General features: G+C 67.9%; 23 protein-coding genes and 1 riboswitch. Of the genes, 17 read left to right on the plus strand and 6 right to left on the minus strand.

Annotation, left to right across the window (positions count from 1 at the left end; translation table 11 throughout):
- Nucleotides 1-11: 11 nt before the first annotated feature.
- On the plus strand, nt 12-2660 hold the full coding sequence (locus tag SLQ30_RS20525) for an AAA family ATPase (RefSeq protein WP_319448149.1): 2649 nt from the start codon (nt 12-14) through the stop codon (nt 2658-2660).
- On the opposite strand, the gene SLQ30_RS20530 is transcribed toward SLQ30_RS20525, so the two are convergent.
- On the minus strand, nt 2647-3498 hold the full coding sequence (locus tag SLQ30_RS20530) for an SDR family oxidoreductase (protein ID WP_319448148.1): 852 nt from the start codon (nt 3496-3498) through the stop codon (nt 2647-2649). The two genes, SLQ30_RS20525 and SLQ30_RS20530, sit on opposite strands and share 14 nt — an antisense overlap.
- A 127-nt stretch (nt 3499-3625) precedes the next feature.
- Between SLQ30_RS20530 and SLQ30_RS20535 the strand changes: the two genes are divergently transcribed.
- Genes SLQ30_RS20535 through SLQ30_RS20555 form a run of 5 tightly spaced genes read left to right on the plus strand, consistent with a single transcriptional unit; the run spans nt 3626 to nt 7966 of the window.
- On the plus strand, nt 3626-4120 hold the full coding sequence (locus SLQ30_RS20535) for a GNAT family N-acetyltransferase (RefSeq protein WP_319448147.1): 495 nt from the start codon (nt 3626-3628) through the stop codon (nt 4118-4120).
- On the plus strand, nt 4117-5193 hold the full coding sequence (locus SLQ30_RS20540) for an LLM class flavin-dependent oxidoreductase (RefSeq protein WP_319448146.1): 1077 nt from the start codon (nt 4117-4119) through the stop codon (nt 5191-5193). Before SLQ30_RS20535 ends, SLQ30_RS20540 begins: the two co-directional genes overlap by 4 nt.
- Nucleotides 5190-6302, plus strand: coding sequence for an LLM class flavin-dependent oxidoreductase (locus tag SLQ30_RS20545; protein WP_319448145.1), 1113 nt, complete (start codon nt 5190-5192; stop codon nt 6300-6302). Before SLQ30_RS20540 ends, SLQ30_RS20545 begins: the two co-directional genes overlap by 4 nt.
- Nucleotides 6299-7633, plus strand: a complete 1335-nt coding sequence (locus SLQ30_RS20550) for an NtaA/DmoA family FMN-dependent monooxygenase (RefSeq protein ID WP_319448144.1) — start codon at nt 6299-6301, stop codon at nt 7631-7633. The genes SLQ30_RS20545 and SLQ30_RS20550 overlap by 4 nt, the downstream gene beginning before the upstream one ends.
- 39 nt (nt 7634-7672) lie before the next feature.
- On the plus strand, nt 7673-7966 hold the full coding sequence (locus SLQ30_RS20555) for a hypothetical protein (protein WP_319448143.1): 294 nt from the start codon (nt 7673-7675) through the stop codon (nt 7964-7966).
- A gap of 10 nt (nt 7967-7976) precedes the next feature.
- Here the strand turns inward: SLQ30_RS20555 and SLQ30_RS20560 are convergent, their stop codons facing one another.
- On the minus strand, nt 7977-8714 hold the full coding sequence (locus tag SLQ30_RS20560; protein WP_319448142.1) for an MBL fold metallo-hydrolase: 738 nt from the start codon (nt 8712-8714) through the stop codon (nt 7977-7979).
- 141 nt (nt 8715-8855) lie between these two features.
- On the opposite strand from SLQ30_RS20560, the gene fgd reads away from it, so the two are divergent.
- From fgd to SLQ30_RS20580, 4 genes are read left to right on the plus strand one after another with little or no spacing between them, the layout of a single operon-like run.
- Nucleotides 8856-9866 (plus strand): glucose-6-phosphate dehydrogenase (coenzyme-F420), encoded by a 1011-nt coding sequence (fgd, locus tag SLQ30_RS20565; protein ID WP_319448141.1) that lies wholly within the window; start codon nt 8856-8858, stop codon nt 9864-9866.
- Nucleotides 9863-10687: a PHP domain-containing protein gene (locus SLQ30_RS20570; RefSeq protein ID WP_319448140.1), complete on the plus strand. Its 825-nt coding sequence runs from the start codon at nt 9863-9865 to the stop codon at nt 10685-10687. Before fgd ends, SLQ30_RS20570 begins: the two co-directional genes overlap by 4 nt.
- A 14-nt stretch (nt 10688-10701) precedes the next feature.
- Nucleotides 10702-12783 carry a phosphate acetyltransferase gene (pta, locus tag SLQ30_RS20575; RefSeq protein ID WP_319448139.1) on the plus strand — a complete coding sequence of 694 codons (2082 nt, stop codon included), beginning with the start codon at nt 10702-10704 and terminating at the stop codon, nt 12781-12783.
- A complete protein-coding gene (locus SLQ30_RS20580; RefSeq protein WP_319448138.1) occupies nt 12780-13925 on the plus strand; it encodes an acetate kinase in 1146 nt (381 codons plus the stop codon). Before pta ends, SLQ30_RS20580 begins: the two co-directional genes overlap by 4 nt.
- A 77-nt stretch (nt 13926-14002) precedes the next feature.
- Here the strand turns inward: SLQ30_RS20580 and SLQ30_RS20585 are convergent, their stop codons facing one another.
- From SLQ30_RS20585 to glnX, 3 genes are read right to left on the minus strand one after another with little or no spacing between them, the layout of a single operon-like run.
- Nucleotides 14003-16255: a serine/threonine-protein kinase PknG gene (locus SLQ30_RS20585; RefSeq protein WP_319448301.1), complete on the minus strand. Its 2253-nt coding sequence runs from the start codon at nt 16253-16255 to the stop codon at nt 14003-14005.
- Nucleotides 16255-17217, minus strand: a complete 963-nt coding sequence (locus tag SLQ30_RS20590; protein WP_413468113.1) for a glutamate ABC transporter substrate-binding protein — start codon at nt 17215-17217, stop codon at nt 16255-16257. The genes SLQ30_RS20585 and SLQ30_RS20590 overlap by 1 nt, the downstream gene beginning before the upstream one ends.
- A complete protein-coding gene (gene glnX, locus SLQ30_RS20595) occupies nt 17214-18533 on the minus strand; it encodes a protein kinase G-activating protein GlnX (protein WP_319448136.1) in 1320 nt (439 codons plus the stop codon). The genes SLQ30_RS20590 and glnX overlap by 4 nt, the downstream gene beginning before the upstream one ends.
- A gap of 162 nt (nt 18534-18695) precedes the next feature.
- Between glnX and SLQ30_RS20600 the strand changes: the two genes are divergently transcribed.
- Nucleotides 18696-19190, plus strand: coding sequence for an NUDIX hydrolase (locus SLQ30_RS20600; RefSeq protein ID WP_319448135.1), 495 nt, complete (start codon nt 18696-18698; stop codon nt 19188-19190).
- Here the strand turns inward: SLQ30_RS20600 and thiE are convergent.
- On the minus strand, nt 19177-19845 hold the full coding sequence (gene thiE, locus SLQ30_RS20605; protein ID WP_319448134.1) for a thiamine phosphate synthase: 669 nt from the start codon (nt 19843-19845) through the stop codon (nt 19177-19179). The genes SLQ30_RS20600 and thiE overlap by 14 nt on opposite strands.
- A gap of 30 nt (nt 19846-19875) precedes the next feature.
- Nucleotides 19876-19985: riboswitch (TPP riboswitch) on the plus strand.
- On the opposite strand from thiE, the gene thiO reads away from it, so the two are divergent.
- The 6 genes from thiO to SLQ30_RS20635 all read left to right on the plus strand — a co-directional run bounded on the left by thiO (nt 19975) and on the right by SLQ30_RS20635 (nt 24421).
- Complete coding sequence (thiO, locus tag SLQ30_RS20610; protein WP_319448133.1) at nt 19975-20982, plus strand: glycine oxidase ThiO; 1008 nt, start codon at nt 19975-19977, stop codon at nt 20980-20982. Its footprint overlaps the riboswitch before it by 11 nt.
- Nucleotides 20983-20995: 13 nt before the next feature.
- The gene (gene thiS / locus SLQ30_RS20615) at nt 20996-21193 is read left to right on the plus strand and encodes a sulfur carrier protein ThiS (protein WP_319448132.1); all 198 of its coding nucleotides are present in this window, start codon (nt 20996-20998) and stop codon (nt 21191-21193) included.
- Nucleotides 21194-21224: 31 nt separating this feature from the next.
- Nucleotides 21225-21980 carry a thiazole synthase gene (locus SLQ30_RS20620; RefSeq protein ID WP_319448300.1) on the plus strand — a complete coding sequence of 252 codons (756 nt, stop codon included), beginning with the start codon at nt 21225-21227 and terminating at the stop codon, nt 21978-21980.
- Nucleotides 21977-22741: an SGNH/GDSL hydrolase family protein gene (locus SLQ30_RS20625; RefSeq protein WP_319448131.1), complete on the plus strand. Its 765-nt coding sequence runs from the start codon at nt 21977-21979 to the stop codon at nt 22739-22741. The genes SLQ30_RS20620 and SLQ30_RS20625 overlap by 4 nt, the downstream gene beginning before the upstream one ends.
- A 4-nt stretch (nt 22742-22745) precedes the next feature.
- On the plus strand, nt 22746-23666 hold the full coding sequence (locus SLQ30_RS20630) for an ABC transporter ATP-binding protein (RefSeq protein WP_319448130.1): 921 nt from the start codon (nt 22746-22748) through the stop codon (nt 23664-23666).
- A complete protein-coding gene (locus tag SLQ30_RS20635; RefSeq protein ID WP_319448129.1) occupies nt 23663-24421 on the plus strand; it encodes an ABC transporter permease in 759 nt (252 codons plus the stop codon). The genes SLQ30_RS20630 and SLQ30_RS20635 overlap by 4 nt, the downstream gene beginning before the upstream one ends.

Consider the following 24421-nt stretch of genomic DNA (forward strand, 5'->3'; position numbering starts at 1 on the left):
ATAGTTTGGCCGTGATCAGCGGGGATGCGCTGACCGGACGCGACACAGAATTGGCGGAGTTGCGTCGGGCGCTGGGCGGGGTCGGCAAGTACGCGGGTGTGGTGATCGCCGGGGCAGCTGGCGTGGGCAAAACGAGGCTTGCCCGTGAGTTGATGGCCCGTGCCGCCGGAGCGGGCATCCAGCCCAGTTGGGTCGTGGGGACGGCCTCCGCCCGCCCGATTCCGTTGGGCGCGTTCACCACAACGCTCAGTGGTGAAGCCATGACGGCCATGACGGAGCCCGCCCCGAGTGTGCGGCGGGTCATCGATTCGCTCGTCGGTGGGCAGGGGAAGGGCCGACATCTGATCGGCATCGACGACGCGCATCTGCTCGACGGGTACTCCGCACACGTCGTTCACCATCTCGCTCAAACCCGCGAGGCCCGGTTGGTGGTCACGGTGCGCTCCGGTACCGCCGCGCCCGACGCCGTGACCGCGTTGTGGAAGGACGGCTTGCTGGCCAGGCTGGACCTGGATCCGTTGTCGGAGGACGCAAGTCAGGCGATGGTGGAGGACCTGCTCGGCGGCCCGATCGCCCCGCGCAGTGCGAAGCGGTTTTGGCAGCTCACGGGAGGCAATCCGCTGTACCTGCAACAACTGGTCCGAGACCAGGTGGCGGCGGACCGAATCCGGAAGGCGGCCGGGTTCTGGATCTGGGACGGCGGGGTGGCGGTCTCACAGAGCATGACCGATCTGGTCGGTAGCCAACTGGATCGCCTGACGCCCGAGCTGGCGCGCGTTGTCGACATGCTGTCCCAGTGCGAGCCGCTCGAGGCCGACGTGCTCGCCGACCTCGTCGGGCGCGAACATCTCGAGACTGCCGACCGCCTGCACCTGATCAACGTCGAGCGCACGGGCGGCACTCTCATGGCGCGGCTGGCGCACCCGTTGTTCGGTGAACTGCGGCGCGCCGCGGCTGGTGAGCTTCATCTGTCGACGGTGCGCGGCGAGTTGGCGAAGCGGCTGTCCGCCGACGCCGACCGTGATCCGCAGGCCACGGTCCGTCGCGCGCTTCTGGTGCTCGAATCCGACCAGACGTCGGACGCGGAGCTCTTCCTGGAGGCCGCCCGGCACAGCATGCGGCTGCTCGACCTCGACCTCGCGGACCGGTTCGCGGCCGCCGCCGCGGCGCTGGGTTCGGTCGAGGCCGTCGAACTTCAGGCGATCAACCGGTTCCTGGCAGGTGACGGCGAGAAGGCGGAGGAACTGCTTCGTGAGCTCGTCGAGCGCGGCGTCGATCGGCACCGCTGGGCCACCATCCGTTCGGCGAATCTGGTCTGGATGCTGGGTCGACCTGCCGAGGCCGCGCACATCCTGACCGAGCTTGCGTTGGGCTCCGAGACCGACGCCCAGCGTGCGGAGCGCTTCGCCGTGGAAGCGTGTGTCGACGCCGTGTTCGCGCGTTGTGGCTCCGCCGAGCAGAAGGCCCGTGCGGCCTTGAGTAGCGACGAGCTCTCCGACCTCGGTGCGTTGCTGGCCACGCTGGCCTTCATGATGGCGTGCGGTGCGCTTGGCCACACCGAGGACCTCACTCCGGTGGCCCGTGCGGGACTGGACCGTGCGACGAATTCCTATGAGTCCGCACACTTTCGGTTCTGGGCGGGCGGCGTGTACGCAAGGGCCTGCCGGCTGACCGGCCGCATCGCGGAATGTCTCACCGCAGCGGAAGTGCTGTCGGAGTTGGCCAAGGATGCTCCGGGGCTGGCCTATGCGAATTTGATATTCCTGCTCGGCCACGCCCAACTGATGCGCGGAGACCTTCACACCGCGGGGGTGATGCTGCGGGAGGCGCTCGCTGGTGTTGAAAACCATGGCATCACAACGGGTTTGCGGCCTGCGTGTACGTTCGCACTGGCAGAGATGTACGCCAAGTTGGGCGATGCCGAGGCGTCCGCCGTGATGCTGGCCGAGGCGCGCCGAGGCGTTCAGCCCGACTTCCTGTTCATGCAGACGGGGCTGGCCTTGGCGACCGGGTGGAGTCAGGCCGCGGGCGGTTCGCTCGCAGAAGCGATCGAGACGGTGCTGGGCGAATCGAGGATGGCCCGCGACCGGGAACAACCGACCCACGAGTTGGCCTGCCTCCAGGCCGCGTTGCAGTGGGGCGTCACCGACGGGTCGGGCGCAATTGCCACGCGTGCCCGCGAACTGGCCGATGAATTGGCACTCCCGTTGGCCGAAGCCGTTGCGACGCATGCTGAGTCGCTGCGCTCGGCTAGCGGCGAAGGCCTACTCACGGCGTCGGCGGCCTACCAGGCCATCGGCGACCAGTCCACTGCCGCGGACGCCGCGGCGCAGGCGGCGGTGGCGTTCATGGCCGCGCAGCATCGTGGCAGCGGGCTGTTGGCTTCCGCGACGGCCGAGCAGTTGGCCCGCGATTGCGGCGGGTTGTGCACACCTGCGACCCGCAGCCTCGGGGCACCGACACCGCTGACGGGCAGACAACGCGAAGTCGCCGAGTTGGTGGCCGCGGAGCTGACCAACAAGGACATCGCGGACCGGCTGGTCATGTCCGTGCGAACCGTCGAGGGGCACGTACTTCGGGCCTGCCAGCGCATCGGAGTGACCACGCGCGCCGAACTTGCGGCCATCATGCGCAGACGTGACGGGCCTACTTCTCGATGACTCCGGTGGCACTCTGGGCGCGGTCCTCGTAGCCCTGGCGGGCCGTCTTGTCGAAGTCGAGGAAGACGTGGTCGTTGCCCATCTGCTTGGACAGCCACCGCCGCCCGCGCGGGCCGAGCATCGACGTGGCGGCGCCGATGAACCGCAGCGGGGTTGGGACCGAGACGTGCGTCTTGGGCTTGTCGAGAGCTTTCACGATCGCGGCGGCGATGTCTTCGGGTTGGACGGGCTTCTGTGCACCCGTGTTCTTGGTGCCCGCGATCAATTCGGTGTTGGTGAACGTCGGAAGGATCACCGTCACCTCGACGCCTTGGGGCGCGAACTCGTCGGCCAGCGCGGTGGAAAGCCCGACGACCGCGAACTTGGTCCCGGCGTAGACGACCTGGCCCGGTACGGCGACCATGCCTGCCATCGACGCGATGTTGATGATGTGCCCTCTGCGCCGCTTGACCATCTCGGGCAGCACCAGCCGGCAGCCGGTCAGCACGCCGTAGAAGTTCACTTCGATCGACGAGCGGATGGCCGCCTCGGTCTGTTCCAGGAATGGACCGACCGGCATGACGCCTGCGTTGTTGATGAGCACGTCGATGTGGCCTTGACCGTCGGTGCGGGCCTTGTCGAGGAACGTCGCGAACGAGGCCTGGTCGGTGACGTCCAGCGGATAGCCGGTGACCTGCCCGAACTTCGCGAGTCCGGCGACCGCGGACTCGAGCACCTTCACGTCGCGGTCGCCGATGACCACACGCGCACCCCGGGCGAGTAGGGCCTTGGCGGTGGCGTGTCCTATGCCGCGGGCGGCGCCGGTTATCGCGATGGTCCTGCCTGTGACGTTATCCATGGCGCCAAACTTTACACCTGTCAAGTTTCACTTTGAAGGGGGTGGGAACAGGCGTGATTTTCGCTCGTGGTGATTTGATGGCGACCCACGGAATGCGGTCGAGCGACGTGCGTTGGAGAGTGAGGTGATGTCGGTGTCGGCGGTGAATCAGCTGCGCTTCGTACCCGTCGGTCAGGACGACCCGCTGGCGCAACCACTCTTGGACGAACTCGCGCTCGAATACGCCACGCGCTATAACGGCACCGTCAGCGGGGTCGGAGAATGGCTGCGCGGCTATCCGGCCGCGGAGTTCGAGCCGCCCGCAGGGGGCATGCTCCTCGGATTGCTCGCCGGCGTGCCCGTCACGGGCGGGGCTTTCCGTCGCTTCGACGACGGCACCGCCGAGCTCAAGCGCATCTGGACCGACGCGCGCGAGCGCCGACGTGGGCACGCTCGCGCGCTGCTCGCGGCCTTGGAACGCGAGATCGCGGCGCGGGGGTACCGACGCATCTACCTGACGACCGGCAACCGCCAGCCTGAGGCCGAGGCGCTGTATCTGGCGACCGGATATCACCGACTGGAGGAACCACTCCCCGCCGAGGGTGAGGTCTATCCAATGGCATTCGCAAAGGATCTCCCGTGACCGACCTACACGTGGCCGTCGCACTCGAGGGTTACGGGTGGCACCCGGAAGCCTGGCGGCACACCCCCGACCGTCAACCGATCCTCAGCGGCCGGTACTGGGCGGGCCTTGCCGCGACGGCCGAGCGCGGCCTGCTCGACTTCGTCACCATCGACGACGGACTCTCGCCGCAGCGACGGCGCAGGCCCGGCCTGGAACCGGGCTGGCTGGCCGGTCGCCCCGACGCCGTCATGATCGCCGCGCGGGTCGCCCCCGCCACGTCGCACATCGGGCTGGTGCCCGTCGCGACCGTCACCCATACCGAGCCCTTCCACGTGTCGAAGGCCATTGCGACGCTCGACTTCATATCCGGCGGACGTGCGGGCTGGCAACCCCGAGTCAGCGGCGCTTCGCATGAGGCGGCGCTCTTCGGCAGACGGGACGTCACGACCGTGGACCTGTTCAAAGAAGCCGGCGAAGCGGTCGAGGTGGTCCGTCGATTGTGGGACAGCTGGGAGGACGACGCCGTCATCCGCGACGTCGCCTCGGGCCGCTACGTGGACAGGGACAAGCTGCACTACATCGACTTCGTCGGGACCTACTTCTCGGTCAAGGGTCCGTCGATCACGCCGCGATCACCGCAGGGTCAGCCCGTGATCGCCGCGCTCGCGCACGCCAGACCGATCTACGAATTCGCTGCCCGCAGTGCCGATCTCGTCTTCATCACCCCGACCGACGACGGCTCGCTGCGTGCGATTCTCGGCGAGCTCACCGAGGTGGGTGGCGATGCGCTGAAGGTTTACGCCGACGTCTACGTCGCGTCGACCGGCGTCGTCGACAGCCGGTCGGATGCGGTGGTCGTCGACGGAAGCGCACCGGAGTTGGTGGAGTTGCTGCTGCGATGGCAGCGCATCGGGGTCGACGGCGTGCGGCTTCGGCCTGCGGTGAACGCGATCGACCTGCCGTTCATCGTCGACGAGGTGGTGCCGCTGTTGCAGCAGGCCGGGGTGTTCCGCACGGCGTACGAGGACGAGTCGCTGCGTCGGCGCCTGGGCCTGCCCGTCGCCGTCAACAGGTATGCGGGGCAATCGTGAACGTCCCATTGTCAGTACTGGACCTGGCCCCCATCAGCGCGGGCAGTGATGCCGCGACGGCACTGCGCAACGCCGTCGACCTGGCCCAGCACGCCGAACGATGGGGCTATCGGCGGTATTGGATTGCCGAACATCACTTCGTCGCGGTCGCGAGCTCGTCGCCCGCGGTGCTCGTCGGACAGCTCGCGGCGGCGACGGATCGGATCCGCGTCGGCACCGCGGCCGTACAGCTGGGCCACACCACCGCCGTAGCGGTCGTCGAGAGCTTCGGCATTCTCGACGCCTTTCACCCGGGCCGCATCGACCTCGGCGTCGGACGGTCCGGCCATCGCAAGCCCCCGCCGCCGAAGCCGACGAACGCCCCGCCGAAGCCGCCGCGCGAACGACGTGAGGTCGACGGCGTCGTGATCCCATTGCCGTTCGACGTCAGTGCGCTGATGAAGAACCCGCGGCTGCGGGCCAGGCTGGCGGTGCTGCAGCAACCCGAGGCCGTAACCCCCGACTTCGCGGATCAGGTCGCCGACATCCTCGCCATGCTCGGTGGTGGCTATGCAGCCGACGGGGTGGAGTCGCACGTGGTGCCCGGTGAGGGAACCACGTTGTGGCCGTGGGTATTCGGCAGCAGCAAGGGCGAGAGCGCGCGGGTGGCAGGCGCGCTCGGACTGCCCTTCGTGGCGAGTTATCACATCACCCCAGCCACCGCGCTGGAGGCCGTCGACGTCTATCGCGACACCTTCCAGCCGTCGGCGCGGTTGCCCGAACCGTACGTCGTGGTGTCGGCGGACATCGTGGTGGCCGACGACACCGCCACAGCCAGGCACCTGGCCTCGACCTACGGGCACTGGGTGTACTCGATCCGGGCCGGTGACGGTGCGGTCCCGTATCCCGATCCCGACACCGCGCCGCCGCTGACACCGGAGAAGGTCGCGGTGGTCGAGGATCGCATCGAGACGCAGTTCGTCGGCGATCCCGACGAAGTGGCCCACCAGCTTTCGACGCTGCAGCGGCTGGCAGGCGCCGACGAACTGGTCGTCACCTCGGTCACGCATCGCCACGCCGACCGGCTGCACTCGCACGAACTCATCGCGAAGCGTTGGGGTCTGCAATGAGAGAAGGCAAGCAGCGCAAGCAGATTCACCTGGCAGCCCACTTCCCCGGCGTCAACAACACGACGGTGTGGTCGGACCCAGACTCGGGCAGCCAGCTCGACTTCTCGTCGTTCGTGCACCTGGCCGAGACCGCCGAACGTGGGTTGTTCGACTTCTTCTTCCTGGCTGAGGGGCTACGCCTGCGTGAGCATCGCGGCCGTATCCACGATCTCGACGTGGTCGGCCGTCCGGACACCTTCACCGTGCTCGCGGCGCTGGCCGCCGTCACCGACCGGCTTGGCCTCATCGGCACCGTCAACACCACCTTCAACGAACCGTTCGAGGTAGCTCGACAGTTCGCGACGCTCGACCACCTCTCCGACGGCAGGGCCGGCTGGAACATGGTGACGTCCTCGGATGCGTTCACCGGAGCCAACTTCCGGCGCGGCGGCTACCTCGAGTACGCCGACCGCTACGTGCGGGCCGAGGAATTCATCACCGTGGCCCGGAAGTTCTGGGACAGCTGGGACGCGGACGCCGTGCCAGCCGACGACGCCTCCGGGCAGTACGTCGACCCCGAGCGCGTGCATGCCGTCGAATTCCACGGTGCGCAGTTCGACGTGCGGGGGCTGGCCACGTTGCCCGCAGGCCCACAGGGGCATCCGATCCTGCTGCAGGCCGGCGATTCGTCCGACGGCAGGGACTTCGGCGCCAAGCACGCGGACGCGCTGTTCACCCTGCATTCTGAACTCGCCGCGGGCCAGAAGTACTACGCGGACGTCAAGGCCCGCGCCGTCGCCAACGGACGCGACGTCAAGGTCTTTCCTGCCGCGACGTTCGTGCTCGGGGACACGCCCGCCGAGGCTGCCGACCGGGCAAGGCACATCCGCCGTCAGCAGGTCACCGGTCCCACGGCCCTCGCGATGGCCGAACAGGTGTGGCAGCGCGACCTTTCCGGCTACGACCCCGACGGACCGCTGCCCGACGTCGAGCCACTCGATGATCCGACCGTCACACAGGGCCGGGTGCGCCACGGCGACCCGAAGGCCGTCGCCGCCGCGTGGCGCGAGCGTGCGCAGTCGGAGGGACTGAGCATTCGCGAACTGGTCATCGCGGTGACCAGCCGGCAGCAGTTCGTGGGAACCCCCGAACAGGTGGCCGCCGAGATCGACCTGCACGTCCAGTCCGACGCCTGCGACGGATTCATCCTGGTCCCGCACCTGACCCCACGCGGACTGGACGAGTTCGTGGCCAAGGTCGTCCCGCTGCTACAAGAACGGGGCACGTTCCGTTCGGAGTACGCGGGCGCCACGTTGCGCGACCACCTGAGGTTGCCGCACCCCGCGGGCTAGGCTGACCCCCGCTGAAACAAACACTCAGCGGGGGTGCACATGCTGTCCGAAACGGTCGTGGGATGGCTGCTACTCGCTGGCGCGCTGCTCACTTTCGCGGGCGGAATCTTCGTACGGCTGCTGCTCGGGCGCCACCGCAACTCGGAGCGCGTGCAGCGGATCGTCCGCGGTTTCCGAGGCACCGCGGTCGCCAGGGTGCTGTTCGGGCCCATCGCCAAGGACGCGCTCGACGACGGTGAACTCGACGCCATGATCCTGATGCCCGCGATCATCATCTCCTGCGGACTGTGCCTGGTGGCGGTCTTCCTGTTCGGCTACAAGATCCTCACCTGAGCGCGGCCCGTCATCGTGCGGCTTGCTCTGCCGCCGCTCGGATGGACCCGCGCCACACCGGCCCGTGGCCAGGGAGCAGGACGTCGGTGTCGAGCATGCCGAGCGCGTCGAGACTCCGCACGCACCCGTCCTGATCGTGGTTGAAGATGTCGGGAAGCAGCTGCGGGCCGCGTCGCGTCGACACCGGATGCCCGGTGATGAGCGCGTCCCCGGCGACCAGCACCCCGTCGACCAGGTAGGAACAATGCCCGCCGGTGTGGCCCGGCGAGGGAATCGCCATCGGGGTGCCCGGCAACGCGGCCGCGACGTCTTCGGTCAGCGCGTGCGCGCTGGGGATGCCCTCGTGCGTCAGCGCGCCCTTGGTACCGATTTCCAGTGACCACTTGAGGTACCGCGGCTGCCACATCTTGGTGGCGAGGTCGACCAGCGAGACCTGCTCGAGGTACTCGCGATGGGCGTGTCCGACTTCGGCCGCGTGGCAGAACACCGGTGTGCCATGGGTTTTCGCGAACCAGATCGCCGTGCCGAAGTGGTCGACGTGGGCGTGCGTCAGCAGGAACGCGTGGATGTCGTCGATGTCGTACCCGAGCTGACGTATGGAGGCCAGCACGTCGTCGCGTTGGCCGGGAAAGCCCGCGTCGATGATCAACAGGCCGCTGTCGTCGGTGACGAGGGTCCAATTCACCAGGTCGGTCTGCGCAAAGTGGACGGTGTCGGTGATTTGCGTCAGATCGACTGAAGTCCCCACCCGGTCAGTCTAGGTGTGGCCGCATTTCGTCATCGCGAGTGCGAAGCTCACGACGAAATCGCGCCGCGGAACTCGTGGTCAAATTCCCGCTCGACGCAACGCCGAGGAATACTGCGCCCGCCCGAGGAGTAGAAACTAACTGTGGCTGAACTCAAACTCGGATACAAGGCGTCGGCGGAGCAGTTCGCCCCACGCGAACTCGTCGAACTCGCCGTGGAGGCCGAGGCGCACGGCATGGACAGCGCGACGGTCAGCGATCACTTCCAGCCGTGGCGGCACGAGGGTGGGCACGCGCCCTTCTCGCTGGCCTGGATGACCGCGGTCGGCGAGCGCACCAAGCGGCTCATCCTGGGCACCTCGGTGTTGACGCCGACGTTCCGCTACAACCCGGCGGTCATCGCGCAGGCGTTCGCCACCATGGGGTGCCTGTACCCGGACCGGATCTTCCTGGGCGTCGGCACCGGCGAGTCGCTCAACGAGATCGCCACCGGATACGAGGGCGAGTGGCCCGAGTTCAAGGAGCGCTACGCGCGGCTACGCGAGTCCATCAAGCTGATGCGTGAGTTGTGGGTGGGCGACCGGGTCGACTTCGAGGGCGAGTACTACAAGACCAAGGGCGCTTCGATCTACGACGTGCCCGAGGGCGGGATCCCGATCTACATCGCCGCGGGCGGGCCGCAGGTGGCCAAGTACGCGGGGCGGGCTGGCGACGGATTCATCTGCACGTCCGGCAAGGGCGAAGAGCTGTACAAGGACAAGCTCATCCCCGCGATGCGCGAGGGCGCCGAGGCCGCGGGCAAGAATCCCGACGACGTCGACCGGATGATCGAGATCAAGATCTCCTATGACACCGATCCCGAACTGGCCCTGGAGAACACGCGATTCTGGGCGCCGCTGTCGCTGACCGCCGAGCAGAAGACCAACATTCACGACCCGATCGAGATGGAGAAGGCCGCCGACGCGCTGCCCATCGAGCAGGTCGCCAAGCGCTGGATCGTCGCGTCCGACCCCGACGAGGCCGTCGCCAAGGTCAAGGATTACGTCGACTGGGGCCTGAACCATCTGGTGTTCCACGCGCCGGGCCACGATCAGCGCCGCTTCCTCGAACTCTTCCAGAAGGATCTGGAGCCGCGGCTTCGCAAGCTGGGATGATTCCTGCCGACAACCACGTCCACTCACGGTGGTCATGGGACACCGCGGACGGCTCGACCATGGAACTCGCGTGTGCGCGGGCAGTCGAGCTTGGGTTACCAGGGTTGGCCTTCACCGAGCACGTCGACTTCACGGAGTGGGGTGACGGCGATGCCGTCGGGCAGGTCGGCGCACGGCCCCGTGTCTCGCCGTTGGACGTCGATGGCTACCTGGCGAACATCGAACGCTGTCGAGACCTCTTCCCGCAGTTGCGAATCCAGTCTGGAATCGAGGCGGGGGAGCCGCATCTGTTCGCGGCCAGCGTGGCGAGTGTGCTCGCCGCAGGTGACTTCGAACGGGTATTGGGCAGCCTGCATGCGGTGGAGTTCGACGGCCGCCTGGAGTACGTCAACGCCAGGCTCTTCCGCGCCGTCGACCCACACGATCTGATGCGGCAATACCTTCGGGACATGGTGATGCTCGTCGGCAGTTCCTCGGTGTTCAACGTGCTCGCGCACTGCGACTATCCGCGCCGGTACTGGCCGGCTGACCGCGTCGGCGCCTACCGGGAGGCCGATTTCGAGGAGGGCTACCGCGCGGTTTTCCGCGAGCTCGCATCGTCCGGTCGGGCCCTTGAGCTCAACACGTCGAGCCCGCTGGCGTCCGCGGAGTTGATCCGGTGGTGGTGGCAGGAGGGCGGCGACGCGGTGTCGTTCGGCAGCGATGCGCACCAGGCCTTCCGGGTTGGCGACAAGTTCGACGTGGCGGTCGACGTCGTCGAGTCGGCCGGGTTCGAACCCGGGCGGGATCGGTTCGACTTTTGGCGGCGTCGGCTCGGGTAGGGAAAGCTGGGCGGGTGAGCTCAGGCACCGCGGTCGCAATCTACGTAGCGTCGCCAGAGGGCGACACCGGCAAGTCGACGATCGCGCTGGGAATCCTGCACCGGCTGGCGGCCACGGTCGCGAAGGTGGGCGTATTCCGGCCGATCACCAGGATGGGCGAGGACCGCGACTACATCCTCGAACTCTTGCTCGCTCACACCACCGCCGGGCTCAGCTACGAGGAGTGCGTCGGAGTCGGGTATCAGCAACTGCACGACGACCCCGACTCGGCGCTCGCCGACATCGTGGATCGCTACCACCAGGTGGCGCAGCGGTGTGACGCCGTGCTGATCGTCGGAAGTGACTACACCGACGTCGCATCCCCGAGCGAGTTGTCCGTCAACGCGCGCATCGCCGTGAACCTCGGCGCGCCGGTGGTGCTCGCGGTGCGGGCCGCCGACCGCACGCCCGACGACGTCGCGCACGTCGTCGAACTATGTCTGGCGGAGATTGCCGGCCAGCACGCCCACACCGCTGCGGTGGTGGCCAACCGCTGCGCTCCAGCTGAACTGGATGCCGTGGCCGCGGCACTACGGCGCATCGATCAGGATGGCCTCAAGTGCTACGTGCTTCCCGAGGAGCCGCTACTGGTCGCCCCGTCGGTCGCCGAGCTGCGCGACTCGGTGCACGGGACGGTCATCAGCGGCGACGAGGACCTGCTGAGCCGCGAGGCGCTCGGCGTGCTCGTCGCAGGGATGACCGCCGAACACGTGCTCGAGCGGTTGGTCGAAGGCATGGCGGTGATCACCCCTGGCGACCGGTCTGACGTCGTGCTCGCGATGGCGAGTGCCCATGCCGCGGAGGGCTTTCCGTCGTTGTCCTGCCTCATCCTCAACGGCGGGCTTCCGCTGCACCCGTCGATCGCGAAGCTGGTCTCGGGGCTGGGGCTGCGGCTTCCGATCATTGCCACCGACCTCGGTACGTATGACACCGCGCGCGCCGTTTCGCACGCGCGCGGGCGTGTGACGGCGACGTCGCAGCGCAAGATCGACACCGCGCTCGAGTTGATGGACAAACACGTCGACACCGCCGATCTCATTGCGCAACTGTCGATTCCGATCCCGTCGGTCGTGACGCCGCAGATGTTCACCTACCAGTTGTTGGACCGCGCGCGTTCAGATCTCAGGCGCATCGTGTTGCCGGAGGGTGACGACGACCGCATTCTGAAGGCAGCCGGACGGTTGTTGCAGCGTTCGGTGGCCGAGCTCACCATTCTCGGTGACGAGCCGGAGGTTCGGGCCCGTGCCGCCGAGCTTGGCGTCGACCTGTCGGACGCCGTGGTGTTGAACCCGAAGACCAGCGAACTGTGCGACAAGTTCGCCGAACAGTACGCGGAGTTGCGCAAGCGCAAGGGCGTTACCCTCGAGCAGGCGCGCGAGATCATCCACGACGTCTCGTATTTCGGCACCATGCTCGTGCACAACGACATGGTGGACGGCATGGTGTCTGGGGCGCGCCACACCACCGCGCACACCATCAGGCCCGCGTTCGAGATAATCAGGACGACGCCAGGAGTCACCACGGTGTCGAGCATCTTCCTGATGTGCCTGGCCGATCAGGTGCTGGCCTATGGCGACTGTGCGATCGTGCCGGACCCGACATCGGAACAGCTGGCGGACATCGCGATCTCCTCGGCGCGCACCGCCGCCCAGTTCGGCATCGAGCCGCGGGTGGCGATGCTCTCGTACTCGACCGGTACTTCCGGTACTGGGGCTGACGTCGACAAGGTCAGAGCCGCAACGGAACTGGTGCGGGAGCGGGCGCCGGACCTGCTCGTCGAGGGACCCATCCAGTACGACGCGGCGGTGGAACCGTCGGTGGCGGCCACCAAGATGCCCGAGTCGAAGGTCGCTGGCCGCGCCACCGTGCTGATCTTCCCCGACCTGAACACCGGCAACAACACCTACAAGGCCGTGCAGCGCAGCGCTGGGGCCATTGCGATCGGGCCCGTGCTCCAAGGGCTCAACAAGCCGGTCAACGACCTATCCCGCGGAGCGCTCGTCGAAGACATCGTGAATACCGTGGCCATCACTGCGATCCAGGCGCAGGGCAAGTGATGCGCACCGTCCTGGTACTCAACTGTGGCTCGTCGTCGCTGAAATATGCGGTCGTCGAACCTGATTCGGGGCGGCAACTCGCCGACGGGATCGTCGAACGAATCGGGGACGACGGCGGCCCTGCCGACCACGAGGCCGCGCTCCGAGCGGCGTTCGTCGCGCTGGCGGAGGCGGGCTGCGAGTTGGAAGCACTCGACCTCGTCGCGGTCGGGCACCGAGTGGTACACGGCGGACCCGACCTGTACCGCCCGACCATCGTCGACGACGCCTTGATCGCGACGCTGGAGCGGGTCTCACCGCTTGCGCCACTGCACAACCCGCCGGCAATCCTTGGGATCGAGGTCGCACGCAAGGTGCTGCCGGAGGTGCCGCACGTCGCGGTGTTCGACACGGCCTACTTTCACGACCTGCCCGCCGCCGCCGCTACCTACGCCATCGACCGAGACCTGGCCGCGCAGTGGCATATTCGACGGTATGGTTTTCACGGCACGTCGCACCAGTACGTTAGCGAGCAGGCGGCCGCGTTCTTGGGGGTGCCGACTGAATCGCTGAGCCAGATCGTGCTTCATCTCGGCAACGGGGCGTCGGCCTCGGCGATCGTTGGCGGTCGTCCCATTGACACGTCCATGGGGTTGACCCCGATGGAGGGGCTGGTGATGGGCACGCGCTCTGGCGATCTCGATCCCGGCATCATCACGTACCTCTGGCGGACTGCGGGTATGAGCGTCGAGGAGATCGAGTCGATGCTGAACCGCAACTCCGGGGTTTTGGGCCTGGGCGGCGAGATCGACTTCCGGGTGTTGCACCAGCGCATCGACGCGGGTGACGAGGCCGCGCAGTTGGCCTACGAGGTGTACATCCACCGGCTGCGCAAGTACATCGGCGCGTACATGGCGTTGTTGGGCAACACCGACGTCATCACCTTCACCGCGGGTGTCGGCGAGAACGACGCGGCGGTCCGGCGCGACGCGCTCATCGGCCTTGCGCCGCTTGGCATCGAGCTCGACGAGCACCTCAACACCAGCCCCGCGAGGGGACCGCGGCGGATCACGGTCGACATGTCTCCGGTGACCGTGCTCGTCATCCCGACCGACGAGGAGCTCGCCATCGCGCGGGCGTGCACGGGTGCGGTTGACGGCTGAGCCCGCGCGAGATTGAAGTCACGCAACAAACGTGCGAGTGCGCACTTACCTCAGTGCAATGTCGCGAAGGCAGATCCCTAGAACGTGCTCATCGGCCTCACGTTGTTCGCAAGGTCGACCAACGCGTAACGGTGCGCCTGCGTTGGCGCAACCCTGGCCAGCCCCCGCAGCGACGCCTCGACACCGAGCCGCAACCCGTGTTCGGTGAACGGAAAGCCGAGGATGTGATTGGTGCTCGCGACGTTGTCGGCCAGCCAGTCCATCGCGGTGCCCAACACCAGCGCCCGGATCTGCAGCACCCGTGGCTCGGTTTCGGGAAGTGCCTCCACCCGGTGCGCGGCGTCGCGGATCTGCTGCTCGGTGACCTCGCTGCCGGACCGCCCGGACAGCAGGGTGACGGCGCTGGTGAGCCGAGCGGTTGTGAAATGCCTTGAGGTGGGCGGGACTTGGTCGAGCGTCTTGACGGCGGCGCCGCGGTCACCGTCCGCAGACTGTGCGCGCGCCAGTCCGAACCCGGCGGAGATGATGCCGTTGTCGGTGTTCCACACCGTCTTGTAGAACGTGCCCTCGTCGGCGGTGCGGGACAGTTCGGCCGTGGCCGCGAGCGCCAACTTGGGCGCCAGCTCACCTGGCAGCGTGTCGAGCACTTCGGTGAAGTGCTTTGTCGCCGTTTCGTAGTCGGCGGACAGTAGGTCGGCCACGGCGCGGAACCACACCAGCCGCCAGTGCCAGCCCACCCGGTCGGCCAGGTCGTCGAGCTTGCGGTTGGCCTTGGCGACGTCGCCGAGATCGAGCAGGGCCCGCACCTCCATCAGCGGCAGTTCGACGGAGTCAGAGAGGTCGATGCCCTCCGAGTCCAGCGTGCCGTGCCGTGCCGCGCGCAGCGAATCCAGCGTCTGCACGGGCTGACTCATGACGGTTGCCGACAGCACGGTGGCCCCGACATCAGCCGGGTCGACCAGTGGCACGGGCAGCGCCCGGATGATGTCTTGGCTGGTCAGCTTTTCCGAGTGCACCTGCCCATCGAGATAGACGTCGGTGTGGGCGACCAGGAGGTCGATACCGAACGTCGACCGCGACGGGCTGAAGACCGTCGAAAGACCAGGCCGCGATACTCCGCTGTCCTTCGCGACGACCTCGCGCAGCACGCCCAAGAGCTGTCCGGCCATCTCGTCGGCACTGGCGAAGCGGCGGCGCGGGTCGGGGTCGATCGCCCGTCGCAACATCCTCCCGAACGAATCATATTGCGCGAGTAGCGGATCCTCATCGGGAAGCCCGTCGACGTAACGTCCGTTGCGCGTCCTCAGGTTCAGCGTCATGGCGGCGAGCGTGCGGCCGACGGTGAAGATGTCGGTGGCCACCGTCGGACCCGTCTTGACGATCTCCGGGGCCTGATAACCCGGGGTGCCGTAAAGGAATCCGAACGAGTTGATGCGCGACACCGCGCCAAGGTCGATGAGCTTCAGCTGCTCCTCGGTGAGCATGATGTTCTCGGGCTTGAGATCGTTGTAAACCAGCCCGACGGAGTGCAGGTAGCCGAGCGCGGGCAGGATCTCGAGCATGTAGGCAATGGCTTGCGCGACAGAGAGTTTGGCGCCCTTTGCCCGTTTCAGCGAGGTGCCGCCGACGTACTCCATCACGATGTAGCCGACGGGCTCACCGTGCTTGTCCTCGTGCTCGACGAAGTTGAAGATCTTCACGATCGCGGGGTGGGTGACCTCGGCGAGGAACTGCCGCTCGGCCATTGCGATGGCCTGGGCCTCGGCGTCACCGGAGTGCACCAGGCCCTTGAGCACGACCGGCCGATCGTTGACGTTCTTGTCGAACGCCAGGTAGATCCAGCCAAGTCCACCGTGCGCGATGCAGCCCTTGATCTCATACTGGTCGACGACCATGTCGCCCGGGCTCAGTTGTGGCAGAAAGGAATACGGGCTGCCGCAGTGCGGGCACCAGCCTTCGGACAGTGCAGGGCCGTCCGAGCTCGAACGGCCGACCGGCTTGCCGCAGTTCCAGCAGTACCGCTTGGCCTCCGCGACGACCGGGTTGGTCATCAGCGCGTCCAACGGGTCCCTGGCCGGCACGCGCGGCACCTCGACCAGCCCACCACCGAGCCTGCGGATGGGCGCGAACATTCGAGTGGTTGGCGTCGGATGTTCGGTGGGCTCGGTCTCGGCGGTGCCGACGGACATGCCCTCGGAGTCGGCGAAGTCCGGCCGGAACACCGCCTGGGTGGCCATCGGACGCATGGTCGCCAGCGAGTCGTACGTCATGGCCTCCGCGGGCTGTGTGCCCGGGATGTCGTCGTCGGCGTGCTGCTCCTGGCCGGCCATCAGTCGATGTACCTCGGGACGGGCGGCGACGGCGCCGGACCGAGCACCGTCAACCACTTGCGGTACAACGTGTTCCAGGTGCCGTCGCGGCGAATGCGCTCCAGCGTCCCGTTCACGAAGCGCACCAGGCCGGTGTTCTCCAGGTTGACGCCGATGCCGTAGGGCTCCTCGCTCATGTTTGGCCCGACGATGTGAAGGTAGGGATCCTGAGCCACCAGGCCGGCCAGGATGGTGTCGTCGGTGGAGACTGCGTCGGCCTGCCGCTGTTGCAGCGCCACCAAGCAGTCGGACCACGTCACGACCTCGACGACGACAGGTGGCGGCTTGAGCTGCTGGATGCGTTGAAGCGACGTGGTGCCCGTGACCGCGCACACCCGCTTGCCGGAAAGGTCTGAGGGCTTCTCGATGTTGGAGTCGCGGGCAGCCAGGATCCGCTGATTGGCTATCAGGTACGCGGTCGAGAAGTTGACCAGCTTCCGTCGCTCGCACGTGATGCTCATGCTCTTGACGACGATGTCGACCTTGTTGTTCTGCAACGCCTCCATGCGGTCGTTGGACGAGAGGATGCGGTACACGACCTGAGACGGGGTTCCGAAGATGTCGCGTGCCACTTCGCCCGCGATGTCGACGTCGAAGCCCGTGATCTCGCCGGTGATCGGGTCGCGGAAGCTGAGCAGGTTGCTTCCGATGTCCAGCCCGACGATAAGTCTGCCGCGATTGCGGATGTTGGCGACTGCGGCGTCGGCCTGCGTCTTCGTCGGGAACGGCCGAAGGCTGCCCAGGCAGCTGTCGTCGTCCGGCGGTGGCCCGTCGTAACCCGCCGAAGGGTCCTGCTCCATGCCCGCCGGAGTCGGTGGCGCAAGGGTGATCCCCGGCTCGGAGCCCATGGGTGCGACCTGGCCACACCCCACCAGCACCGAGACCGTGGCGATCACGACGAACAACTTCCTCATCACCATCATCTGTACTCGCTCATCCGGGGCCACAGTCCCAGCGTGACGGCCATCGCGGCGATCACGCTCAGTACCGCGGCGCCGACGGTCGCGCCGGAAAGCACGCGGCGCGCGTTCACGATGTCGCCGCGCAACTGCTTGCGGCTTTCCTCGATGCCCTTCGCCAACGCGGCGTCGAGCTTCTCGAAGGCAGGCGTCGAGTCGTCCTCGCCGGTGCCCAGCGCGACGTCCGTCGCCCGCTGGTACTCGCCGTCGGCGATGTAGGCGTTGATGCGGTCGTCGGCGGCCCGCCAGCGCCGCAGCAGTTGCTCCGCGTCGGCCAGGTCCGTCTTGTCGATGGCCTCGTCGCGGCCGAGGTAGTCGGACAGCTGCTGCTGCATGGTGTCGATGCGCTGGTAGTAGGACTGCTTGCGGGCGCCCTCGTCGCCCCGCCTGATCAAGGACAACGTCTCGTCGGCGCGCGCCTGCTGGGCGGTGATCGCCATGGTGGTGACGGTCTTGAGTGACTCGGCGGCCGTGCTCTTCGCGCTCCGGCTGTCCAGCGTCGAGATGACGAGCGCGGTGCCGACCCACACCACGATGATCAGCACGGCCAGCCCGCCCGCGACGAACCCGATGTTCACCCGCCGCCGGGTGCGACGTGCCAGCCACCGGTTCGCGAACGCCCCGAACAACAGCGTCGCGAGCACCACCAGGATGACCGACGCAGGGATTCGGGTGGACGCCGTGGTCTCGACGTCGACCTGCTTGGAGGTCCGCTCGTACAGCCGTTGCGCGTCGGGCAGGATCTGCGTCTGCATGAGCGCGGACGCCTCGGACAGATACGACGAACCGACCGGATTGCCGGCCCGGTTGTTGGTGCGGGCGGTCTCCACGAGTCCGGTGTAGACGGCCAACTGCGCGTTGACCTCGCCGAGCAGCCGGATCATGTCCTTGTCGGTGAGCCCGCTCGATGCCTGGGTGACGGCGACGGCGGCGTCGGTGATCGCCTGCTCGTAGCGCTGTCGGACGTCCTGGGGTTCGGCGCCTGCGATGAATGCCGTGGCGGCGGCGGCGTCGGCCACCGAAAGCGTGGTGTAGAGCTGCCCGGCCGCGAAGGCCAATGGCTCGGTGTGGTCGAGCACCGTGGTCAGTGCCTGCTGGCGATCGTCGATGGTGGTTGAGGTCGCGAATGCGCACGCGACCACCAGCGCGGACAGCACGACGCCGATCGTGAGGATGCGACCTGGGGTCGTCCAAAGGAACCACCAGCGTGGATGCGCCGTGGTGGTCGGCGACCGCGACGCCATCGGTTCGGTCGAAGGGTGCGCCAACTCCACAGTCACCTGTGTGCGGACCTCAACTTCCCGGCTACTTTCTCGACTGCCCAACTTGTATGAAGAAAGTCTAAGAGCAGATTGCGGCGAGGGGGCGGATTCGGGGCGTGGTGTCGAACTTCGAGTCCGCCCGGCCAGGTCAATTCCGGCCGCGTTCCCTATCCTGAACCCGTGCGCGGCGACGGTGATGGCTGGGTCTTGTCCAACGACGGCGGCCATTTCTGGGGCAGGCACGGCGCGGCCGGGTTGCTGCTGCGGGCCCCGCAGTCCGACGGCAGGGTGGCCGTGCTGCTTCAGCACCGGGCCGTCTGGAGCCATCAGGGCGGCACCTGGGGGCTGCCCGGCGGCGCCAGAGACAGCCACGAAACGGTCGAGGAGGCCGCCACGCGCGAGGCCCACGAGGAGGCCGGGCTCACCGCGGATCAACTGATCGTGCGGACCACCAAGGTCACCGCGTCCGCAGCGGGCGGCGATTGGACCTACACCACGGTCGTCGCCGACGCCTCCGAACTGCTGCCCACGGTGCCCAATCGGGAGAGTGCCGAATTGCGATGGGTGGACGTCGACGAGGTGGCCGCGCTTCCGCTGCACCCGGGTTTCGCGGCCAGTTGGGACGAGCTCCGCACCTTGACGACGTCGCTCCCGCTCTTGGTCAACGAGCCGTAAGCGCCGCCTTCAACTCCGCCGCTGCAGCAGCCGGATCGTCAGCCCCGGTGATGGCGCGCACCACGACGACCCGGCGTGCCCCAGCTTCGAGCACCTCTGGCAGCCGTGCGCCGTCGATGCCACCGATCGCGAACCATGGCTTGTCCGTTCCCGATTCGGCCGCCGAACGCACCAGGTCCAGCCCTGCCGCCGGCCTGCCCGGTTTCGTCGGCGTTGGCCAGCACGGTCCGACGCAGAAGTAGTCGACCTGTTCGTTGATCGCGGCGTTCAGCTGTGCGACGTCGTGGGTGGAGCGGCCGATGAGCGGAGCGGCTCCGATGACCGCGCGGGCCTTCGGCAGCGGTAGGTCGTCCTGTCCGAGGTGAAGCACGTCGGCACCCGCGGCGAACGCGATGTCGGCGCGGTCGTTGACCGCAACGAGGGCGCCGTGACGGCGGGCCGCGTCGGCGAGCACCTCGAGCGCGGCCAACTCGGCGCGGGCCTCCAAGGGTCCGAAACGTTGTTCGCCGACCGAGCCCTTGTCGCGCAGCTGGACGATGTCCACGCCGCCGGCCAGGGCGGCGTCGACGAACTCGGCCAGGTCGCCGCGCTCGCGGCGGGCGTCGGTGCATAGGTACAGCAGGGCGGTCGCTAGGCGCGCTCTGGGGTTCTCCACATCGGTGACGTTACTGGCCCGAGTAGTGTGGATACCCGACACGGGAGTCCCGGGACGGGGACTGAGAGTGGGCACGACCAGCCCTTACCGTCACACCTGATCCGGGTCATGCCGGCGAAGGGAGCAGAGATGCCCGCGAAATCACTGGCCGTCGTCGGCGGTGGCGTCATCGGGCTGTCCGTGGCCCGCCGCGCCGCGCTGGACGGCTGGTCGGTGCGGGTGCACCGCACCGAGGAGCGCGGCGCCTCCTGGGTGGCGGGCGGCATGCTGGCCCCGCACAGCGAGGGCTGGCCGGGTGAAGAGGGGCTGCTGCAGATCGGGCTCGCGTCGTTGCAGAAGTGGCACGACGGGTTCCTCGACGGACTGCCGCCGGAGGTGGTGACGGCCCGAGAGTCGCTGGTGGTGGCCGTCGATCGGGCCGACGTCGAAGACCTACGCACCGTCATGCAGTGGCTCGCCGGTCAGGGGCAACCGGTGACCCCGACGACGTCGGCCCGCGACCTGGAGCCGTTGCTCGCCCAGGGCATCCGACACGGCTTCTGCGCCGAAACCGAACTGGCCGTGGACAATCGGGCGGTGGTAGCGGCGCTGGCCAAGCACTGTGAACGGCTCGGCGTGAGTTGGGCGCCGCCGGTGGACACGCTCGACGCCACCCGTGACGCGGATGCCACGGTGATCGCCAACGGCATCGACGCGCCCGCGCTGTGGCCGGGGCTTCCGATCCGGCCGGTCAAGGGCGAGGTGCTGCGGTTGCGTTGGCGTCGCGGCTGTATGCCCTTGCCGCAACGTGTGATTCGGGCCAGGGTTCATGGCAGGCAGGTGTATCTGGTGCCCCGCGCCGACGGGGTGGTGGTGGGCGCCACGCAGTACGAGCACGGCCGCGATACCGCGCCCGCCGTATCGGGTGTGCGCGATCTGCTTGACGACGCCTGCGCCGTGATGCCCGCGCTCGGCGAATACGAACTCGCCGAGTGCGCCGCGGGTTTGCGTCCGATGACGCCGGACAACGTGCCCATCGTCGGTAGGCTCGACGGGCGCACGCTGGTGGCCGCTGGGCATGGCAGGTCGGGTTTCCTGCTCGCGCCATGGACCGCCGACCGAATCGCGTCCGAATTGGAGGTAGGGGTACTTGCATGAAGGGTCGCCGCTCGTGAAGATCACCGTCAACGACGAAGCCGTCGAACTCGACGAACAGACCACTGTCGCAAAGCTTCTGGAGACGCTCGGGATTTCGGACAAGGGCATCGCGGTTGCCGTCGACTGGGCAGTGCTACCGCGCTCGCAGTGGCAGCTCCCGTTGTCCGACGGCGCGAAGGTGGAAGTGGTGACGGCGGTGCAGGGTGGCTGATTCGGAGGGTAGGAGCGCAGCGACCGGGGATTTGTCACAGAAACTGACCATCGCGGGACGCAGTTTCGGCTCCCGGCTGATCATGGGTACCGGCGGCGCGGCCAACCTCGCTGTGCTGGAGGAGGCGCTCGTCGCCTCGGGTACCGAACTGACCACGGTGGCGATGCGCCGCGTCGACGCTCACGGCGGCACCGGCGTGCTGGAGCTGTTGCAGCGGTTGGGCATCACCCCGCTGCCTAACACGGCGGGCTGCCGCGGAGCCGCGGAGGCAGTGCTGACTGCGCAGCTGGCCCGCGAGGCGCTGCACACCGAATGGGTCAAGCTCGAGGTCATCGCCGACGAACGCACGCTGCTCCCGGACGGCATCGAATTGGTCAGGGCGGCAGAGCAATTGGTCGACGACGGGTTCGTGGTGCTGCCGTACACCAACGACGATCCGGTGCTGGCCAGGCGGCTCGAGGACGTGGGCTGCGCCGCCGTGATGCCGCTCGGCTCGCCCATCGGCACCGGGCTTGGCATCGCCAATCCGCACCACATCGAGATGATCGTCGAAGGGGCGGGAGTGCCCGTCGTGCTCGACGCGGGCATCGGCACGGCCAGCGACGCCGCGCTTGCGATGGAACTCGGTTGCGACGCCGTGCTGTTGGCCACCGCCGTCACCCGGGCCACCGATCCGCCGGTGATGGCCGCTGCGATGGCGTCGGCCGTCACCGCCGGTTACCTGGCCCGCCAGGCGGGCCGAATTCCCAAGCGGTTCTGGGCGCAGGCGTCGAGCCCTGACCTGTGAGCCCGCGCTACGTAGCCATCGGCTCGTCAGTGGCTGCGGGCCCCGGCATCAAACCACGTGCGCCCAGCGCCCCACTCCTGGCCGGGCGGTCGGCCGTCAACTACCCGCACCTCGTCGCCGCGCGGTTGGGCTACGACCTGGTCGACGTGACCTACTCCGGCGCCACCACCGCGAACGTGCTGACCGACGCCCAGAATGGGGCACCCCCACAGGTCGAGGCGCTCGACGGCTCGGAGGCGCTCGTCACCGTGACCATCGGGGGCAACGACGTGGGGTACGTCCCGATGCTGCTCGCGGCGGGGTTGCCAAGGTTGGTGCGAGCCTTGCCTGCGGTCGGGCGCGCCATCCGAGCACAAACCGACCCCGAGGCCAAGGAACTCGCGCTGGCTCAGGCGGCCGACTCGTTGAAGGCCGTCGGCCGCGAGGTTCGGGCGCGCGCACCGAAGGCCAGGGTCCTGTTCGTCGACTACCTGACACTGCTGCCACCGCAAGGCACGCCCGCACGGCCGCTGCCTGACCCCGACGCCGCGCTGGGCCGACACGTCGGGGGCACGCTGGAAGGCCTCACCGCGGTGGCGGCCGCGGAAACTGGTTGCGAATTGGTGCTTTGGAGCGACGCGAGCCGGGAACACCACCCGTGGTCGAACGACCCGTGGGCTGTCGGACTCGGATTGCCGTGGCCCTGGCGTCCGGCTCCCATGCACCCGAACGCTGCGGGCATGCGAGCGGCGGCGAACCTGATCGTGGAGAGGTTGAGCTAGACACGTGGAACACGTCATCGAGCTGTCCGGATTGACGAAGGTGTTCGGGCGGACGCGAGCCGTCGACGATCTCAGCTGCACCATCGAACCCGGCGTCGTCACCGGCTTCCTCGGTCCCAATGGCGCAGGCAAGACGACGACCATGAGGATGGTGCTCGGACTCGACCGGCCGACGTCGGGCACGGCGACCATCGACGGCCGCGCGTATCGAGAGTTGTCGAACCCGCTTCGCACGGTCGGGGCGCTACTGGACGCCAAACAGGTCCACCCGAACCGCTCGGCGCGCGATCACCTGCGGTGGCTCGCGGCGACCAACGGCATCCCCGTCACCCGTGTCGACGAGGTGCTCGACACGGTTGGCCTCGCGTCGGCTGCCGACAAGAACGCGGGCACCCTCTCGCTGGGCATGAGCCAACGGCTGGGCATCGCGGGGGCGCTGCTCGGCGACCCACCGGTGTTGCTCTTCGACGAACCGGTCAACGGACTCGACCCCGAGGGCATCCGATGGGTGCGGACGTTGATGCGCTCGCTTGCTGCGCAGGGTCGCACGGTGTTCGTGTCGAGTCACCTGCTCGGGGAGATGGCCGACACTGCTGACCGGCTCGTCGTGATCGGTCGCGGAAAGCTGATCGCGTCCACCACGGTCGAGGACTTCGTCAGCCGCTCCGGCAGTGAAGCGGTCCGGGTACGCAGCCCTGCGCTGGACACGCTGCGCGAGCTGTTGTCCGACGCGGGCATCGAGGTCGCGGCCGAACCGGACGGTTCCGCGCTGTCGGTGCGGGGTGCCGCGATCGAGGTGATCGGCGAACTCGCGGCGCGCAACGCGATCGCGCTGCACGAGCTCAGCGTTCGGCAGGCCTCGCTCGAGGATGCGTACCTGCGAATGACCGACGCCGACGTGGAGTACCGGGCGGTGGGCACGTGACGGCATTGGCGGTACTCAACGCCGAGCGGATCAAGCTGGCGACCATCCGCTCGCCGCTGTGGACGGCGGCGCTCGCCGCCTTGCTGAGCCTTGGCGTCGGCGCGCTGCAGGGGGCCAACGCCTACGGTGCGGCGGGCCTGTCCCCGCAGGACGCGGTCACCGGCGTGGTGATCTTCGGGCTTCCCGTGCTGATGATCCTGTCCGCGATCCTGGTGACGGGCGAATACCGCACCGGGATGATCCGGACCACCTTCCTTGCGACGCCCAGTCGCACGCTGGTGCTGGTGGCCAAGGCCGTCGTCGCCGCGGTGGCCGGCGGTGTGTACGCCGCGGTGCTGGTGATCGCCGCGGTCGTCGTGGCGCGGTTGTCGGCCGACCCGTTGGTGGGAGCCCGGTTGTCGCTGGCGGCCTCGGGAGTGTGGCGCGTCGTCGGGGCGATCACGCTCATCGCGATGCTGTCGGCAGTGCTCGGCGTCGCCGTCGGTGCGCTGTTGCGTCACACCGCAGGTGCGGTCGCGGTGCTGTTGCTGTGGCCACTCGTGGCCGAACCGATACTCGGCAACCTGCCCCATCTCGGGGCCGAGGTCGGTCCGTACCTGCCGTTCGTCAACGCGTTCGTTTTCATCGACGTGCAGTGGCTGTTCCCGGCGTACTCGATGCCGTGGGGCGGGTTCGGCTCGCTGCTGTACTTCGCCGTCGTCGCCGCGGTCGCGTTCGTCGCGGCCGTCACCGTGGTGAACAAGCGCGACGCGTGA

Source organism: Mycobacterium sp. RTGN4 (assembly GCF_033804635.1).
Lineage (GTDB): Bacteria > Actinomycetota > Actinomycetes > Mycobacteriales > Mycobacteriaceae > Mycobacterium.